General features: G+C 65.1%; 14 protein-coding genes. 8 read left to right on the top strand and 6 right to left on the bottom strand.

Annotated features, from left to right (window positions below; translation table 11 throughout):
- Positions 1–17 precede the first annotated feature (17 nt).
- Genes KIT10_06335 through KIT10_06325 form a run of 3 tightly spaced genes read left to right on the top strand, consistent with a single transcriptional unit; the run spans position 18 to position 3,822 of the window.
- Positions 18–608 carry a serine acetyltransferase gene (locus KIT10_06335; GenBank protein ID MCW5898870.1) on the top strand — a complete coding sequence of 197 codons (591 nt, stop codon included), beginning with the start codon at positions 18–20 and terminating at the stop codon, positions 606–608.
- Positions 605–1,693, top strand: a complete 1,089-nt coding sequence (gene wecB / locus KIT10_06330) for a UDP-N-acetylglucosamine 2-epimerase (non-hydrolyzing) (GenBank protein MCW5898869.1) — start codon at positions 605–607, stop codon at positions 1,691–1,693. The genes KIT10_06335 and wecB overlap by 4 nt, the downstream gene beginning before the upstream one ends.
- Positions 1,690–3,822: a glycosyltransferase gene (locus KIT10_06325; GenBank protein MCW5898868.1), complete on the top strand. Its 2,133-nt coding sequence runs from the start codon at positions 1,690–1,692 to the stop codon at positions 3,820–3,822. Before wecB ends, KIT10_06325 begins: the two co-directional genes overlap by 4 nt.
- A 24-nt stretch (positions 3,823–3,846) precedes the next feature.
- On the opposite strand, the gene KIT10_06320 is transcribed toward KIT10_06325, so the two are convergent.
- On the bottom strand, positions 3,847–5,136 hold the full coding sequence (locus tag KIT10_06320; protein ID MCW5898867.1) for a hypothetical protein: 1,290 nt from the start codon (positions 5,134–5,136) through the stop codon (positions 3,847–3,849).
- Positions 5,137–5,202: 66 nt separating this feature from the next.
- On the opposite strand from KIT10_06320, the gene KIT10_06315 reads away from it, so the two are divergent.
- Both KIT10_06315 and KIT10_06310 read left to right on the top strand, forming a co-directional pair.
- On the top strand, positions 5,203–6,135 hold the full coding sequence (locus KIT10_06315) for an NAD-dependent epimerase/dehydratase family protein (GenBank protein MCW5898866.1): 933 nt from the start codon (positions 5,203–5,205) through the stop codon (positions 6,133–6,135).
- Positions 6,136–6,246: 111 nt separating this feature from the next.
- Positions 6,247–7,314 (top strand): glycosyltransferase family 4 protein, encoded by a 1,068-nt coding sequence (locus tag KIT10_06310; protein MCW5898865.1) that lies wholly within the window; start codon positions 6,247–6,249, stop codon positions 7,312–7,314.
- Here KIT10_06310 and KIT10_06305 read toward each other — a convergent pair.
- Genes KIT10_06305 through KIT10_06290 form a run of 4 tightly spaced genes read right to left on the bottom strand, consistent with a single transcriptional unit; the run spans position 7,304 to position 10,516 of the window.
- Positions 7,304–8,086 carry a hypothetical protein gene (locus KIT10_06305; GenBank protein MCW5898864.1) on the bottom strand — a complete coding sequence of 261 codons (783 nt, stop codon included), beginning with the start codon at positions 8,084–8,086 and terminating at the stop codon, positions 7,304–7,306. The genes KIT10_06310 and KIT10_06305 overlap by 11 nt on opposite strands.
- Entirely contained in the window at positions 8,083–8,814 is a 732-nt protein-coding gene (locus KIT10_06300; protein ID MCW5898863.1) for a hypothetical protein, read from the bottom strand. Before KIT10_06300 ends, KIT10_06305 begins: the two co-directional genes overlap by 4 nt.
- A 29-nt stretch (positions 8,815–8,843) precedes the next feature.
- Positions 8,844–9,632, bottom strand: coding sequence for a hypothetical protein (locus KIT10_06295; GenBank protein ID MCW5898862.1), 789 nt, complete (start codon positions 9,630–9,632; stop codon positions 8,844–8,846).
- Entirely contained in the window at positions 9,629–10,516 is an 888-nt protein-coding gene (locus KIT10_06290) for a hypothetical protein (GenBank protein MCW5898861.1), read from the bottom strand. The genes KIT10_06295 and KIT10_06290 overlap by 4 nt, the downstream gene beginning before the upstream one ends.
- A gap of 51 nt (positions 10,517–10,567) precedes the next feature.
- Between KIT10_06290 and KIT10_06285 the strand changes: the two genes are divergently transcribed.
- Positions 10,568–11,728 (top strand): glycosyltransferase family 4 protein, encoded by a 1,161-nt coding sequence (locus KIT10_06285; GenBank protein ID MCW5898860.1) that lies wholly within the window; start codon positions 10,568–10,570, stop codon positions 11,726–11,728.
- Here KIT10_06285 and KIT10_06280 read toward each other — a convergent pair.
- Positions 11,713–12,627, bottom strand: a complete 915-nt coding sequence (locus tag KIT10_06280) for a polysaccharide pyruvyl transferase family protein (protein ID MCW5898859.1) — start codon at positions 12,625–12,627, stop codon at positions 11,713–11,715. The two genes, KIT10_06285 and KIT10_06280, sit on opposite strands and share 16 nt — an antisense overlap.
- Positions 12,628–12,694: 67 nt before the next feature.
- Between KIT10_06280 and KIT10_06275 the strand changes: the two genes are divergently transcribed.
- Both KIT10_06275 and KIT10_06270 read left to right on the top strand, forming a co-directional pair.
- Complete coding sequence (locus KIT10_06275) at positions 12,695–13,090, top strand: hypothetical protein (GenBank protein MCW5898858.1); 396 nt, start codon at positions 12,695–12,697, stop codon at positions 13,088–13,090.
- Between the two features lie 2 nt (positions 13,091–13,092).
- Complete coding sequence (locus KIT10_06270) at positions 13,093–14,751, top strand: CotH kinase family protein (GenBank protein MCW5898857.1); 1,659 nt, start codon at positions 13,093–13,095, stop codon at positions 14,749–14,751.

Below are 14,751 nucleotides of genomic sequence, written 5' to 3'. Positions count from 1 at the left end.
CCCCTGCACGCTTCGCCATGATACGCTCCAAAGCCGACCTGACCGCCTACCTGGAGGCCGACCGCATCAACCTGCGGCGCGATCGGAAGCGGCCGCATCCATACGACGAGGTGTGGAAGTTCCAGCGCATCTACCGCCGCACGGAGTACTGGTACAATGTGGGGCGGCACCGTGGTCCGCTGGGGTGGTTCCTTTGGAAGTACTGGTCGTGGCGCCTGCACCGGCAAAGCGTCGTGTGCTGTTTCGAGATCCCCTTGAATGTCTTCGGGCCGGGTCTCTCCATTTCGCATCGCGGTGCCATCATCGTGCATGAGCGGGTGCGCGTGGGCAAGAACTGCCGCCTGAATGTGAACGTCACCATCGGCGGCAAGCCCGGTCCGCCACCCGACCTGGTCCCTGTCATCGGCGACAACGTGTACATCGCCGCCGGCGCGCGCATCTTCGGAGGCATCGAGCTGGGAGACGACCTGGTGATCGGCGCCAACGCCGTGGTGAACCGATCATTCCCTGAGGGCCGGATGACCATCGCCGGGATGCCCGCCCGCAAGGTGAGCGATACGCCGAGCACCGAGTTCATCATCTCCACCCGAACCTGGAAGCCGGCATGAAGCGCTTGCTGGTGGTGGTGGGCACCCGTCCCAACTTCATGAAGGTCACCCGCTTCAAGCAGGTGGCCGCCACACGTGGCGATGTGGAGATCGTGCTGGTGCATACCGGCCAGCATGCGGACGACCGCATGAGCACGGTGTTCTTCGAGCAGTTCGGCATGCGGCCGGACCATGCCCTGGGGGTGCCGCCGGGATCGCCCACGGCCACCATGGCCCGCATCATGCTCGCGCTGGAACCCGTGGCGCGCGATATCGCACCTGACGCCGTGGTGGTGGTGGGCGATGTGAACAGCACCTTCGCCGCCGCGCTCACGGCCAACAAGATGGGACTGCCGCTGGTGCACCTGGAAAGCGGGTTGCGCAGCGGCGACATGGGGATGCCCGAGGAAGTGAACCGCATCCTCACCGACCGGATCACGCAGGTCTTTCTGGTGACCGAGCCCAGCGGGCGGGACAACCTGCTGCGTGAAGGTGCCGATCCGGCCACCATCCACCACGTGGGCAACACCATGATCGACACCCTGGTGGCCTTCGAGGGCCGGATCCAGGCCGACCCCATCCTGCGGGAGATGGGTCTGGCCGGCGGCCATGCGCTCATGACCATGCACCGGCCGGCCACGGTGGACGATCCAGCGCGCCTGAAGGACCTGCTGGAACTGATCGCCGTGGTGGCGCGCCGCATGCCGGTGGTCTTCCCGGTGCATCCGCGCACCACGCGCAACCTGGAGGAGGCCGGGCTGATGACCGCCCTGCGGGCCATCCAGGGTGTGGCCTTGTGCGAGCCGCTGGCCTATTTCGCCTTCCAGAAACTGGTGTCCGCCAGCACCGTGGTGATCACCGACAGCGGCGGCATCCAGGAGGAGACCACATTCCGGGGCATCCCTTGTCTCACCTTGCGGCCCAGCACCGAGCGGCCTGTCACAGTGACCGAAGGGACGAACGAGTTGATGACCTTCGACCCCCTGGCGGTCTCCGATGCGCTGGATCGCATCGCCGGTGGCAGCTACAAGCAAGGCCGCATCCCCGATCTCTGGGATGGTGCCGCCACGGAGCGGGCCCTGGATGCCATCGTGCGTGCGCTGTGATCCTCTACCTCACATACAACGACCAGCCTTCCGGGGTCTACTGGAGCCAGGTGACCGATGTGGTGTCGCACCTGAACACGCTCTCCGATGAGCGCGTCCGGCTGGTGGCGCTGGTGTCCATGCGCGGCTATTCGCGTTCATTCCGGTCCATTCGTGCGCATGCGCCAGGCGCGGTGGTGCTGCCCATGGTGCCGCGCGCGCGCAACTGGCGGATCAACCGTTACTGGGTGCTTCTGGTCTGTCTGCTGATGCGTCCCTCCGGGGTCATCTGCCGCGGCATCTTCGCCACCGCACTCGCCTTGCACGCCCGGGACCGCGAACTGGTGCGCAAGGTCTGCTTCGACGCGCGCGCCGCCTATGGTGCCGAGTGGGAGGAGTTCCGTGTGGTGGACGACGACCGTCTCATCGCCGAATGCGCCGCCCTGGAAGGGGAGGTGCTGCACCAGGCCGATGTGCGGCTGGCCGTGAGCCATGCACTGGTGGACCACTGGCATGACCGCTTCGGCTACAAGGGCTACCGGCACCTGGTGATCCCCTGCACCCTCAGCCGCTCGCTCGAACCGGATGATCGAATGAGCGAGGCGCACATCCGCGGCACTTGCGGGTGGGGCCAGGGGGATACCGTCCTCGTCTATTCCGGCACCGTGGTGGGCTGGCAGTCCCTTGAGTTGCTGCGCGATACGGTGGAACCCTGGCTCGCCGGTGCTCCGGACCGACGGATGCTCTTTCTCAGCGAGGACCATCCCTGCATCGCCGACCTGCGCCAGCGGCACCCCGGTCAGGTGGCGCGGATGTGGCTGGAACATCAACAGGTCCGCGCCGCGCTGCTCGAATGCGACCTGGGATTGCTGCTGCGCGACCCCTGCGTCACCAACCGGGTGGCCTCACCCACCAAGTTCGCGGAGTATCTCAGTGCCGGGCTGCCGGTGCTTATTTCCGAGGAGGTCGGCGACCTCACGAAGCTGGTGGAGAAGGAGGACCTGGGCCAGGTGTTGCGCAGGGATGAGGCCCTGCGGGTCGACAAGCCCGATGAGGCGATGCGGGTGCGCATGCGCACGGTGGCGCGCGAGCGGTTCACCAAGCAGGCGCACAAGGCCTCCTACCGCACCATCATGCATCACCTGCTCCCCGGTCAGTCCGAATGGGTCTCGGGTGACGGGGCGGACGTCCTGCTGGTGTCGATCATCGTGCCCAGCTTCAACAAGCGCACCTACATCGGCGCCATGGTCGCTTCCGTGCTGGCCCAGACCGATCCGCGTTGGGAACTGCTCGTGATCGATGACGCTTCCACCGATGGCAGCCCGGAGGTGATCGCCGATGCCGCGCAGGGCGATCCACGCGTGCGCGTGCAAGTGCTGGAGCACAACAGCGGCGCCAATGTGTGCCGGAACCTGGGCATCGGATCGGCGCGGGGCCGCTATGTGATCTTCCTGGACGCCGACGATCTGCTGGCTCCCGATTGTGTGGCACGCCGCCTGGCCGTGATGAACGGCAGTGGCCTCGATCTGGCCGTGTTCACCATGGAGGTCTTCCATGAGAAACCCGGCGACCATGGCCAGCGCTGGGTGCCTGATTCCTCCGAACCCCTCGCCGACTTTTTCCGGCACAAGCTGCCCTGGCAGACCATGCAGCCCATCTGGGACCGCGACTTCCTGCGGCGGATCGGTGGGTTCGACGTGGCCTTCTCTCGCCACCAGGACGTGGAACTCCACACGCGCACCCTGCTGCAGAAAGATGTGCGCTACCGCCTTTTCCCCGGCGAGCCGGACTGCCACTACCGCATCGCCGAGGAGCGCAAGGTGATCGATCCCTATCCGTTGCTTCGCCGTTTCAGTGAATCGGCGGTGCTCTATCGCAACAAGTTCCTGGCCGCCGCCCAGCAGCGTGGCATGGGCGGATTGCTTCTGGGCATCCTGCACCGCACCTACCTGCAGATCCTGCTCAACGCCAAAATGGGGCGCATCGACGAGGCCACGGTGGACGAGCTGGGCGCGGTGCTCCTCGGTTCGGACGCCTCGGACATCGGGCCCTTCAAGCGATGGCTCTTCCGCTTCACCCGGTGGTACAATTCGCTGCCGTTCCGCGTGCCCGGCGTCAATTGGGCGGTATCGCGGCTGCTCACGGCCTGACCGGAACTCCGGCCGGGCGCTGCGCTACAGAGCATCCTTCCCAAGCCCGATGGCGTCCGCGAAACGGGCCGTCACCTGGGGCAGCAGGAAGTGGGAGGTGTCGTAGCCGCGATCGATCTCCAGCGGTCGCGCGCCGGTCACGATCAGGGGCAGTTCCGCGGGAAGTTCTCGCACGCGCATGGATCGTCCCAGCCGGTTCTCTTCGATCATGCGGGAGACCGCACCGGGTTCCCCCACATGGATCACAGGCACGCGCATATGGAAGTACTCCTGGAACTTGGTGCCGATGAGGTCCTTGTTCTTCGATGGAATGAAGACCAATGCCGCGTCCGCCGACGCGATCCTGCGGAAGACCTCCTGCGGCGCGCACGGCGGCTCGAACACGATGCGGCGCTCCAGTCCGGCTTCGCGCACCATGCGCATGGGCCCGGTGGCGTCGTTGGCGCTGATGTGCAGATGGAAGGAGGTGCGCTCCGCCTGCTGCGGGGCAAGGGCCTCCAACCGTTGGAAAGCCTCGATCAAGGCCCTGAAGTAGTCCCCGGCCTCCTGCGCGCCATACATGGTGCCCGCGTACACCAGCCGGTAGCTGCCCGGCTCGCGGGGCAGGGGCGGGGCCTGCAGGTCGTCCGGGTCGATGGCGTGCGGCACGTGCATGCATTTGTGGGCGGCCGCGGGATAGTGCGCACGGATGTGCTCCAGCACGGGCAGGTGCGGACTGGTGATGTGGTCGCTGCCGAGCATCACGGCCTTCTCCATGGCCTGCTCCTGGGCGAAGCGGCGCGGCGGAAGGTGGGCATGCCCGTAGTTGTCCCACCAGGTCCAGGGATCGCGCAGGTCGGAGGTGAGCACCACGCCGGGATGCGCTGCTTTCAAGGCCAGCCCATGGTGCAGAAGACGGAACGGTGCACCGCTGACGATCACATGCCGGATGCCATGTGCGCGGATGATGCGCCCTGCGGTGCGAAGGACCTGGTCCCGCCAGAAGACGGTCGCGTCCAACGCATTGCCCTTCGTCACCAGCGGAAGCAGCCGCATCCAGATGCGGTAGGCGATCTTGTCCGCCAGGCCGCGCATGGGCCAGCGATGCACCACTGCGGGATATCGGCGGGGCAGGGCATAGGTGTGGATCGCGGGATGGCGGACATCAGCTGTCCATGGTGATCCGGCCTGCCCCGCGAGCGCTTCGGCGTGCACCACATGCACCGTGTGGCCACGTTGCGCGAGGGCCTTGGCGAACTTGGCCCAGCGCCTGCCACCGATGCCCGGCAACGGCGGAAAAGTGTGGCAGATGATCAGCAGGTGTTCCCCCGGCATGGCGCGCAAAGGTATCCGGGGCACAAAGCGTCCGTTCGCTCTGTGGGCATGGCCTACTTTCGCGCCATGTCTGCAAGGGTGCTCATCACCGGTGGCGCGGGATTCATCGGTTCGGCCTTGGCGAAGAAAATGTTGGAGGACGGCCACGACGTGTCCGTGGTAGACGACCTATCCTTCGGCCGCAGGCATCTGGCCCCGGTGCCCGATGAACGTTTCCACCAGGTGGACATCCGTGATCGCGCGGCTCTTCTTGAGGTCTTTCGCCGCGAGCGGCCCGAAGTGGTGCTCCACCTGGCGGCGGTCCACTTCATTCCGTGGTGCAACACGCATCCTGTGGAAGCCGCCGACATCAACATCAATGGTACCATCAATGTCCTCGGTGCCTGCGCTGACATTCCCGGGGTGCGGCAGGTCTTCGTGGCCAGCACGGCGGCGGTCTATCCGATCGTGGACGGACCCATCTCGGAGCATCATCCCACGGGACCACTGGACATCTACGGCACCACCAAGCTCGCCACCGAGAAGATCGCCAGTGAGTTCCACCTGCGTACGGGCACACCGGTGGTCATCGGCCGCTTCTTCAATGCCTTCGGACCCAACGAGACCAATCCTCACCTGATCCCGGAGATCCAGCGGCAGGTGCTTTCCGGATCGCGTACCCTGCGCCTGGGCAACCTCGACCCCAAGCGCGATTTCATCCATACCGGCGACATGGCGCGCGCGATGACCGCCCTGCTGGCGGCCGGCATCAAGGGCTGTGAAGTATTCAACATCGGTCGGGGTATCGAGTACAGTGTGCGAGAGATCGTGGCCGCCTTCGAACGTCAACTGGGAGAGGCCCTGACCATCGAGGTGGACCCCGCGCGGGTGCGGAAGGTGGAACGCATGCATTTGCTGGCCGATGTGACCAAGCTGAAGAGCGCGACCGGTTGGGAGCCGCAGTGGGGCATTGACGAAGGCGTGGCCACCTTGCTCCGCGAGGAGATCGAATTACACTGAACGACCGGCCCGGATGGGCACAGGCCCCGATGGGCGAATGACACACGCGGTGCGACGATGATCCATGTGGCGCTATGCACGGACGGTGTCTTTCCCCATGCGATGGGTGGCATGCAACGCCATTCGCGCCTGCTGGCCGAGCATCTCGCCCTTTCGGGCAAGGTGCGGCTCACCGTGCTGCATCCGCATGCCTTGCGGGTGTTCGACGAGGCCCTCGGCATCCAGGAGGTGCGCATCGGCCCCATCCGCACCGACCGGCTCTATCTGCGTGAACTCTGGCGATACAGCGGCAGGGTGGCGGAAGCCCTGGATGGCATCGCACCCGATGTGATCCTGTCCCAGGGCTTCTGCGTGTGGAAGGACATCGGCCGCTTCTCATCAAAGCTCCTGGTGCATCCACATGGATTGGAGATGTTCCAGGGGATCACCTTCCGGGAGCGGGCCATGGGACTTCCTTTCCGCCTGGTGCTGCGTCACATCCTGCGCCATGCGCGCGGTTGCGTCTCGCTCGGGGGTGGACTCACCCGCATCTTGGAGAAGCAGGTCATCGGCTCCGGATGCGTGGTGCACGTGCTGCCCAACGCGGTGGAAATGCCGACCGACGCGCCCGTTCCCACATGGGATGGGAACCGACCGTTGGAACTGCTCTTCGTGGGCCGCTTCGCCTTCAACAAGGGCATTGACGTATTGATGGAGGTGGCGCGCAGGCTTGATGCGGGTGCGCAGTCCGGCCGTGTGCATTTCTCACTCTGTGGCGACGGCCCCCTGCTGGAGCATTACAGGCGCTCAAGCCCACCGGCCAACGTGCGTTTGCTTGGGCGTGTGGACGATGATGCGCTCGACATGCTCTATCGCTCCAGCGATATCCTCGTGCTGCCCACGCGTTTCGAGGGGATGCCCACCGTGGTGCTGGAAGCCATGGCGCGTGGCAAGCCGGTGCTGGTGAGCGATGTGGGCGCCACCGCGGAACTGGTCGACGCCGCGAACGGAAGGCTGCTGCCGCCAGGCGATGCGGAGGCGCTATACACCGCCGTGGTGGAGTTGATCGCGCTGCCTCCACAAGCGATCACGGCGATGGGCCTTGCGTCGCGCCGGCGGGTGGATGAGCGATTCACCTGGCCGCGTGTCACCGGAGAGTTCATCCGCCTGTTCGAGCGGATGTCCTCGGTCAACGGGTGAGACAGCAGTGATAGGCGCGGGGTGTCGACGTGGTGGTGGCTGCTCCCGCGCCTTGGCAAAAGGCACCCACCACGCGCACCACATTGGAGAAGTTCGCCGTGTTGTTGGTCCATTCCGAATCGCCGAAGAGATCGGGCACGCCCAACTCTTCGCGATAGGTGCAGGCCACGTAGAATTCGCCCCAGGAGCACAAACGCTTGCCTTCGCTGGCGCAGGCGAGCACCGCATCGTACCAGAAGGCCGTCGCATGTTGCACCTGGTCGATGCAGTACGCGTCGTTCACCGCCACCATGTCGTCCGGGCAAGCTCGTAGCGTTCGTAAGGTGCCATTCAGCACTTGGAATCCGGTCCCATCGAACACCAGGGAGAGCGGTTCGCCTTCACTGAGCGCTTCACCCGTGAAGGGAACCTGACCCTGCAACGTGAGTGGGAAGGGGCCAAGGCCGTTCACCTGCAGTTGCACCTGGGTCTTCAATGGCCCGGGTGCCCGGATGATGAGCTGGGTGCCCACCACAGGTCCTTCGGGCAGGGAGGGCACTTCGGCCTGCCACACGGCACCCGCTACCGGATCGGCGAAGCGGTGCGTTCCATCCTGTTCCGTGGCGGCGCTCAACACGCGCCAGGGTGAGGTGCTGGCAGGCAGTCCCAGAACCTGGCGATCTTCAGTGAGCGTCCCGGTCAGGGTGACGGCACGGTCCACGCGCACTTGGGCGCAAGCGGTGCCGCATCCGAGCAGCCCGGCCGCAAGCAGGATATGCCCGATCGTCCTCATCGCAGGGTGTAACAGCAACGCACTTGGGAGTTGGTCATGGGCCCGGTCGAGCGCTGGCTTTCGCAGGTGTTGTTGCCGCATTGGTCCGCGGTCTGGGAGTGGTCCGAAGTGTCGTCGATCCATTCCCAGCCATTGAACAGCCCGCTCAACTGCCCCTGTACCATCATGCAAGCGGCATAGTACTCGTCCCATTTGCAAAGCCTGCCGCCGGTCCTTGCGCAGTATTCGGTGGCCGTATAGAAATTGAATCCCGGTGCATCGGAGGTGTCGATGCAGAACCCCCCTGTGACCTGCACCGTGCCTGGCGGGCAGCCTGTCGATACCGGTGCGAGCAGGACGAACCCTTCGTTCTCATAGACCACCTCCACCACCGCACCTTGTACGATCTGGCCTTTCGCGGGCCACAGCCCATCGGGCCGGCGCAAGGGTATGGCCCCGGCCCCATCGAGGTTGATGGACAGGATGCCATGGGCATTGGCCGGGGCCAGGAAACGAAGCAGGAGCCCCTCGCGCAGCGGACCGCCGGAAGGTGTTGTGGTCAGTTGCAGGACCTGCCCTTGCAGCGTGGCCGTGCCCCAGTTCGAGGCACCGGTGGCCGCATGCATCACGGTGATCGCGGAGGTCTGCCCCACCGGGGCGGCAAGCGTGTCGATACTTCGATCCGATCCACCCCCTGTGAATCGCAGGGGCACGTCCACGGCCACCTGCGCCTGCAGGGCGAAGGCCAACGACAGGCCTGGCAAGATCGCGATATGCCTCAGCGGTCCTTGCAGCATCGGAATCGGCTGGGGTTGGTGTGTACCTGGGTGCCGCCGTAGTTGCAGCCCTGCCCGGGATCGGCGTTCACGCCATTGCTGCCATAGCCCAGGCGTTTGGCCTGGTCACCACTGTTGGAGGCATGGTCCACCCATTCGAAATCAGGCACGCTGTTGAAGAATTGCGGGTCGGCCAGACAACGGTTCACCCACTCCCAAAAGGTGCAGAGGCGGGCGCCCTGCTGGTCGCAAATGAGATTGGCCTGCAGAAAGGGGACCGGGGCTTGGGAGGTGTCCGCGATGCAGTAGTGCGTTCCACCCACGGAAAAGGCTGGCGGGCATGGCGTGGGCATATCGGAGATGATGCGAAAGGCACCATCACTGAATGCGAGCCGTACGGGTGCACCGGCCCACAGATCACCGGCCTGCACTTGCTGGCCGTTGCGGCGCAGGATGGGAACGGCACCAAGACCATTGAGGTCCAGCGTGGCACCCGCGACGTTGGCGGTGTCCGGCACAAGGGTGATCACCATGCCGTTCACGTAAGTATCCGGCGTCACGGGAAGCTGGGCAGTGATCCCGGTACTCCCTGTACCTGACGCATGGGTCAGCACATTCACCCTTGCGGCTTCCAGGCTTACCGCGGCATCGCGCTGCTGCGGATCCGCCAGGCCGGTCACCTGCCTGTCGCCGGCCTCCGGACCTTCGAGCACCAACCGCACCGGTACATCCCATTGCGCCTGTGTGGCGATGGAGGCGATCAGGGCCAGATATGTCCAATGGCGGCTCATCGTTTCACGAAACGTGCGGTGTGTCGTCCGTTGATGCGCAGCGTGTAGGCGCCAGGGGTCAAATGCGCCACCGGCAGCACCATGCGGGTGGCGCCCGGCGACAGGGCCGGCCGATCGGCAACGATGCGGCCCGCTGCATCGAGAACATCAAGGCCTCGTATCTCCTCCCCCGAAAACTCCACGTTCACATGGTCATCCGCGAGCGTGGGCCAAATGCGCGGCCCGGCTTGTTCCGGTCCATCGGGCGTGATGGTCACCAGGTCGAAGTGGAAAGCGGTGACGATGTCCCAAGGGGAGTAGTACCAGGCCGCCACCGTGTTGGGCTGCGCCACAGGGCCGCCGCCCAATTGACTCCATGGCCCATCGGTGCCGATGCTGCCATGCAACATCAGGGTCGATGGATCGAGTCCATTCAACTCGCTTGGGTCGTAGTTGAGATAGAGATCCAGGAAAGCGCCGGTCTGCGGGGCCGCATCGATGCTGTACCAGCGTGCGATGCTCTCATTCTCATCATCCACCACGATGGGTTGATGGCCACGGTACAATACCAGCGGCCCCACGGCTTGCAGGCAGGCCATGGTCAGGCCCAAGCCACCGGGATCGGTGAAAGGGAAAGGGGTGGAGAACACCCGTTCGGCGCGTTCCATTCCAAGCCCTGTGATCGGGGATCCCTCGGCTTCGGCCAAGGTGGCCTGCAAACCCAGGTCGATCAGTCCGTCATTGATCAATTGCGCACCGGTTCCGATGCTCCAGGTGATCGGACCGTCCAAGGTGACGCGCGTATCCTCGCCCACGATCAGTGCGCCTCCCGCCAGCCCCATCGGTTGTGCCGACAAGCCGATGGAGAGCAGGGCCAGGATCGGCGGCAGCGCGACTCGGAACATGGGGTGCGAAAATAGTGACACGCACCTGTGGGATTAGGTTTGCCGCCGGGCATGCCGGATAGAACAGGACCGATCATTGTGGGCACCAATGCCTTGGGCTATCCCGAGGTGCGCAACTTCGCCGGTCTGCCCTTGGAACGCTACGCGGTGCGCAAACGCACAGATGTCCACAGGGTCTTCACCTGGTTGGCCCACCGCGCCACCGGCCGGATCCCGGACCGGCATCTGAATTCCTTCCGCGACCTGGATCTGTCATCCTGCGCACTGTACCATTTCTTCAACGCCCTGTCGTATGGCCGCAAACCCTGGTTCACCACCTTCGAGACCAGGCTGCCACGCTGGGGCCATGTGCCCGATGCCACGGTCCGCCGGGGCATGGAACTGATGTCGCGGCCGGCCTGCCAGCGGCTCATCGCACTGAGCGAACGCACCGCCGCCATCCAGCGCGCCTATGTCACGGAGAAGGTCCCGGATCTTGCGGATGCGCTGTTGCCCAAGATCATGGTGATGCATCCGCCCCAGCGGGTGGTGATGCCACCGGGCCATGCGAAGCCGCCGATAGGGCAGGGTGTGGTCTTCACTTTCGTGGGGGCGCATTTCTTCCGCAAGGGCGGCATGGAAATATTGCAGGCCTTTGAAGCGCTGCACCAGCGTGGCCTGCGCGACTGGAAGTTGAACATCGTGTCGGCCATGGAGACCGGCGACCACGCCACACATTCCACGGAAGAGGACCGGAACAAGGCCATGGCGGTCATCAGCCGGTTGGGGGACCATGTCACATTGCATCGCGGCCTGACCAACCAGGGTGTTCTTGACCTTTTCCTGCGGTCCCATGTGGGCCTGTTGCCCACCTGGGCGGAGACCTATGGCTATGCCGTGCTGGAGGCCCAGGCCTGTGGTTGCCCGGTGGTGACCACCGACATACGCGCCATGCCCGAGATCAATGATGATACGCAGGGGTGGGTCATCCCCGTGGCACAGGATGACCTGGGCTTCGCCAGGATCCGCACCGTGGAGGCGCGCAAGGTCTTCTCCAAGCACCTGGATGATGCGCTGGTGGAAGTGATCGGTGGCATCCTCCTTTCACCGGGTTCCATCGCGCCGAAAGCAGCGAGAGCCTTGGCGCGCATCACCGCCATGCATGATCCGCAGGCAAGCGCCAGGCGGCTGGAAGCGCTGTATGACGAAGCGCTGGGCTACCGGCGACCGTAGGTGCGACGCACGTATTCCGCGCGCTCCAGCAGAGCATCCACGCGCTGGGCCAACAGACCACGATCGCTCAGCAGGCCGGTATCTTTCTTCAAGGCCATCAAACCGCGCAGCAACCGTCTACGTGCTGGAGCGCCCATGAGCCAGCCGTGCAGATCGGTCGCCGGGCCATGCAGCGCGGCCAACCCAAGGCGGCCAAGTCGCGCTCTGATCACCGGCCCGATGAAGTCGCGGTCGTGGAGGGAGGGCAGATGCACGGGCGCATATGTCAGACCCATGGAGGCCGTGAAGTCGCTCCATTTGAAGGCGTTGATCGTGCCGTAGGCGGCCACGGGGATCCAGGGTATGCCGATGGCGTCGGCGAGGATGGCGCCGTGCATGGCTTCGGCGATGAGCAGTTCCACTCCGGCGATATGTGCGATCACGTCTTGTGGCGGCTCTCGCGGATCGATCAGCTCGATCCCCGCCTCGGCCAGCAGCTCTCGCCAGCCTTGGAAGAAGGCGAAGCTGCCTGCGTGCGGCACATAGGCCACGGTGCCGGGGCGTGGCTTGGGCCGTACAGCGAACAAATGGGGGTAAAGTATCGCGCCGTCGGCGATCGCCCTGGCAGGCGGGAGCCCCAGTGCCTCCGCGGTCAGTGGGCCGCGTACGCAGACCACATCATCCAGGGGGCCGAGGCGGGGCAGGGTGCCATATGTGCGTGGATCGCCGGCGGCGAAACCACTGGAGAAATAGATGCGCCGCTCCGTGGACGGGCCACCATGCTTGAGGCCGATCACAGAGCCGATCCCGATGAAGAGCACCCGCTCGTCCTCATCGAAGAGATCCGGGAAAAGCGCGCGGAAGACCAAGGGGTTGAGCGCGTCGCCGAAGTTGCGGCCCTCGTGGTAGACAAGCTTCATGGGGCGGGAAAGATACCCGCGAGCGAAGTGGGGCGGCGGGCTACATTCGCAGGCATATGATCGACGCATGAACATCAAAGGCATGTTGATGGACCATCTGGGCTTCTTCGCGCCCCATCAGTTGGTCAACGCCGTATTCGCTTTGCTCGTGGCCGCATTGCTCGGGTATCTGCTGGGCCGTGCGGGAACGCGTGGCACGGCGGCGGAATCGCGCGTTCTGGCCGTGTGGGCCGCCTTGGGCGCCCTGGCCGTGGTGTTCGTGCGCACCAATCTGCCCATGGCCGTGGCCTTCCTGGCGGTGGTGCTGGTGGCGCGCGGAGAACAGCGCACCACGATCGACCGCCTGCCACTGCTTGGTGCCCTGCTCTTGGGTGCCGCTTGTGGTGCGGGATCGGCCATCGGGGCGATGGCACTGGGCATCCCGTTCATCGTGCTGATGCGTTGGGCCCGCCCGGCGAACTGAGCATGTCCTCGCCGCAACGAGCCGACCTCGCTGGCCTGCTGCTCGCCGTGCTGGCCAGCGGTATGCTCGCGGCCTGGGCCGGACGATCGGAGAGGGTGGTGACCGAACGCGGTGATGGACCAGTGCCTGTGATCACCCCGCCAACGGCCCACTTGAAGGAAGGCGATACCATCCGCATCCAAGGCACCGGCGGGCGAGCCCTGTGGCTGGCGGAAGGACCCGATGCGCCACTGCGCGACATGCGTTCCACGCGGCTTTCCCTGGTGCCACACCCCGACCGCCGCCGCGCCGATCGAATGCTGGCCACCCCCACGGCCGTGCAATGGAACAGGCCACTGCCCGGCCTGCCCTTGGCCCATGTGGTGCGCGTGGCCGAAGAGGATGACCTTGGCCGCCGGGGACCGGTCAGGCTCCGCACCACGGTCTTCGCCGATCATGGGGTATTGCCTGTGGTTTCGCTGGTGATGCCTGAAGGTGCCTTGTTCGATCCTGACACGGGCATCTATGTGCCGGGCAATGCCATGCTTGCTCCGCACCGCCCCCAACTCGCACTCTACAAGGAGGATGGACGCTGGTGGAAGTATCCCGGCAACTATTCAGGGCGCGGAAAAGCCTGGGAACGGCGAGCCTTGGTCCAGTTCATCGGTGCGGATGGCGGCGAGATCCACCAAGGACCGGTGGGGGTGCGCATCCACGGCAACATGACCCGGGGCTTCCCGTTGCGTGCATTGCGGCTCGTGTTCGCTGGACCCTTGCGCGCGCCATTGTTCGGCGATGGGGAGCCGGCCGGTGCCATGGCACTTGTCCTGCGCCCCGGCGGCAACGACGGCATCAAGGCCCTGATGCGCGATGCGGTGGTGAATGAGCTCTGTGCCGGGGAGGACTTCGAGGTATCGCGCGCCAGCACGGCCGTGCTCTACATCAACGGTTGCTATTGGGGCATCCACCACCTCCGCCAACGTGTCGACGAGAAGGAAATCGCGCGCCGCCACGGGCTGAAGGCGAAGAAGGTGCGCATGGTGGAGGTGGAATTGGGCGTCATCCATGGGGACCCCGAAGAGGTGGCCCGCTTCAAGGCGTTGGTGGAGACCGCCAAGGGTCCATCGCGTTCCGCCGGAGCGCTGTACAAGGCGCTGAATGAGTTGATGGATGTGGAGAGCTTCCTGGCCTACATGGCGGCCTGCATCATCACCGGCCAGCGCGATTGGCCCCTGCGCAACGTGCGTGCGTGGCGACATGCCGGCGGGCCAGGAATGGGCAGGGCCGATGGTCGTTGGCGGTTCATCCTGAACGACATGGACCTGTCCATGGGGGCCACCGCCCCGGCGAACGCGCCGCTGTTCCATCAATTGGACCAGCGCGCATTCGCCCTGCCCGCCCTGTGGACCGGCGCGATGCGTGATCCCTTCATACGGGAGCGCTTCCAATGGCACGTGGAGCGGCTGCTGGAAGGGCCATTGTCCAAGGAGAACATGCTGGCGATGGTGGACCACTTCGCCGGGCGCATGGCCCCTGAGATGCGGTGGCACACGGCCCGGTGGCGCAAGCCCGCCAGCGTCGAAACATGGCACACCCATGTGGACGAACTGCGCACTTTTGTGAAGGCGCGTGAACGGGCCGTGCGTGACGGTATGCGCGGCTATGCAGGGTCCAACGGCTAG

Source organism: Flavobacteriales bacterium (assembly GCA_026129465.1).
GTDB lineage: Bacteria > Bacteroidota > Bacteroidia > Flavobacteriales_F > PHOS-HE28 > PHOS-HE28.
This window is presented reverse-complemented; position numbering and strand designations above follow the sequence as displayed.

Bases quoted from the DNA above. Each gene is read 5' to 3' on its own strand.
- KIT10_06305 (MCW5898864.1), bottom strand. From the start codon at position 8,086: ATGAGGACGATCGGGCATATCCTGCTTGCGGCCGGGCTGCTCGGATGC.
- KIT10_06275 (MCW5898858.1), top strand. From the start codon at position 12,695: ATGAACATCAAAGGCATGTTGATGGACCATCTGGGCTTCTTCGCGCCC.
- KIT10_06295 (MCW5898862.1), bottom strand. From the start codon at position 9,632: ATGAGCCGCCATTGGACATATCTGGCCCTGATCGCCTCCATCGCCACA.
- KIT10_06270 (MCW5898857.1), top strand. From the start codon at position 13,093: ATGTCCTCGCCGCAACGAGCCGACCTCGCTGGCCTGCTGCTCGCCGTG.
- KIT10_06310 (MCW5898865.1), top strand. From the start codon at position 6,247: ATGCAACGCCATTCGCGCCTGCTGGCCGAGCATCTCGCCCTTTCGGGC.
- KIT10_06290 (MCW5898861.1), bottom strand. From the start codon at position 10,516: ATGTTCCGAGTCGCGCTGCCGCCGATCCTGGCCCTGCTCTCCATCGGC.
- KIT10_06335 (MCW5898870.1), top strand. From the start codon at position 18: ATGATACGCTCCAAAGCCGACCTGACCGCCTACCTGGAGGCCGACCGC.
- KIT10_06320 (MCW5898867.1), bottom strand. From the start codon at position 5,136: ATGCCGGGGGAACACCTGCTGATCATCTGCCACACTTTTCCGCCGTTG.
- wecB (MCW5898869.1), top strand. From the start codon at position 605: ATGAAGCGCTTGCTGGTGGTGGTGGGCACCCGTCCCAACTTCATGAAG.
- KIT10_06285 (MCW5898860.1), top strand. From the start codon at position 10,568: ATGCCGGATAGAACAGGACCGATCATTGTGGGCACCAATGCCTTGGGC.
- KIT10_06315 (MCW5898866.1), top strand. From the start codon at position 5,203: ATGTCTGCAAGGGTGCTCATCACCGGTGGCGCGGGATTCATCGGTTCG.
- KIT10_06280 (MCW5898859.1), bottom strand. From the start codon at position 12,627: ATGAAGCTTGTCTACCACGAGGGCCGCAACTTCGGCGACGCGCTCAAC.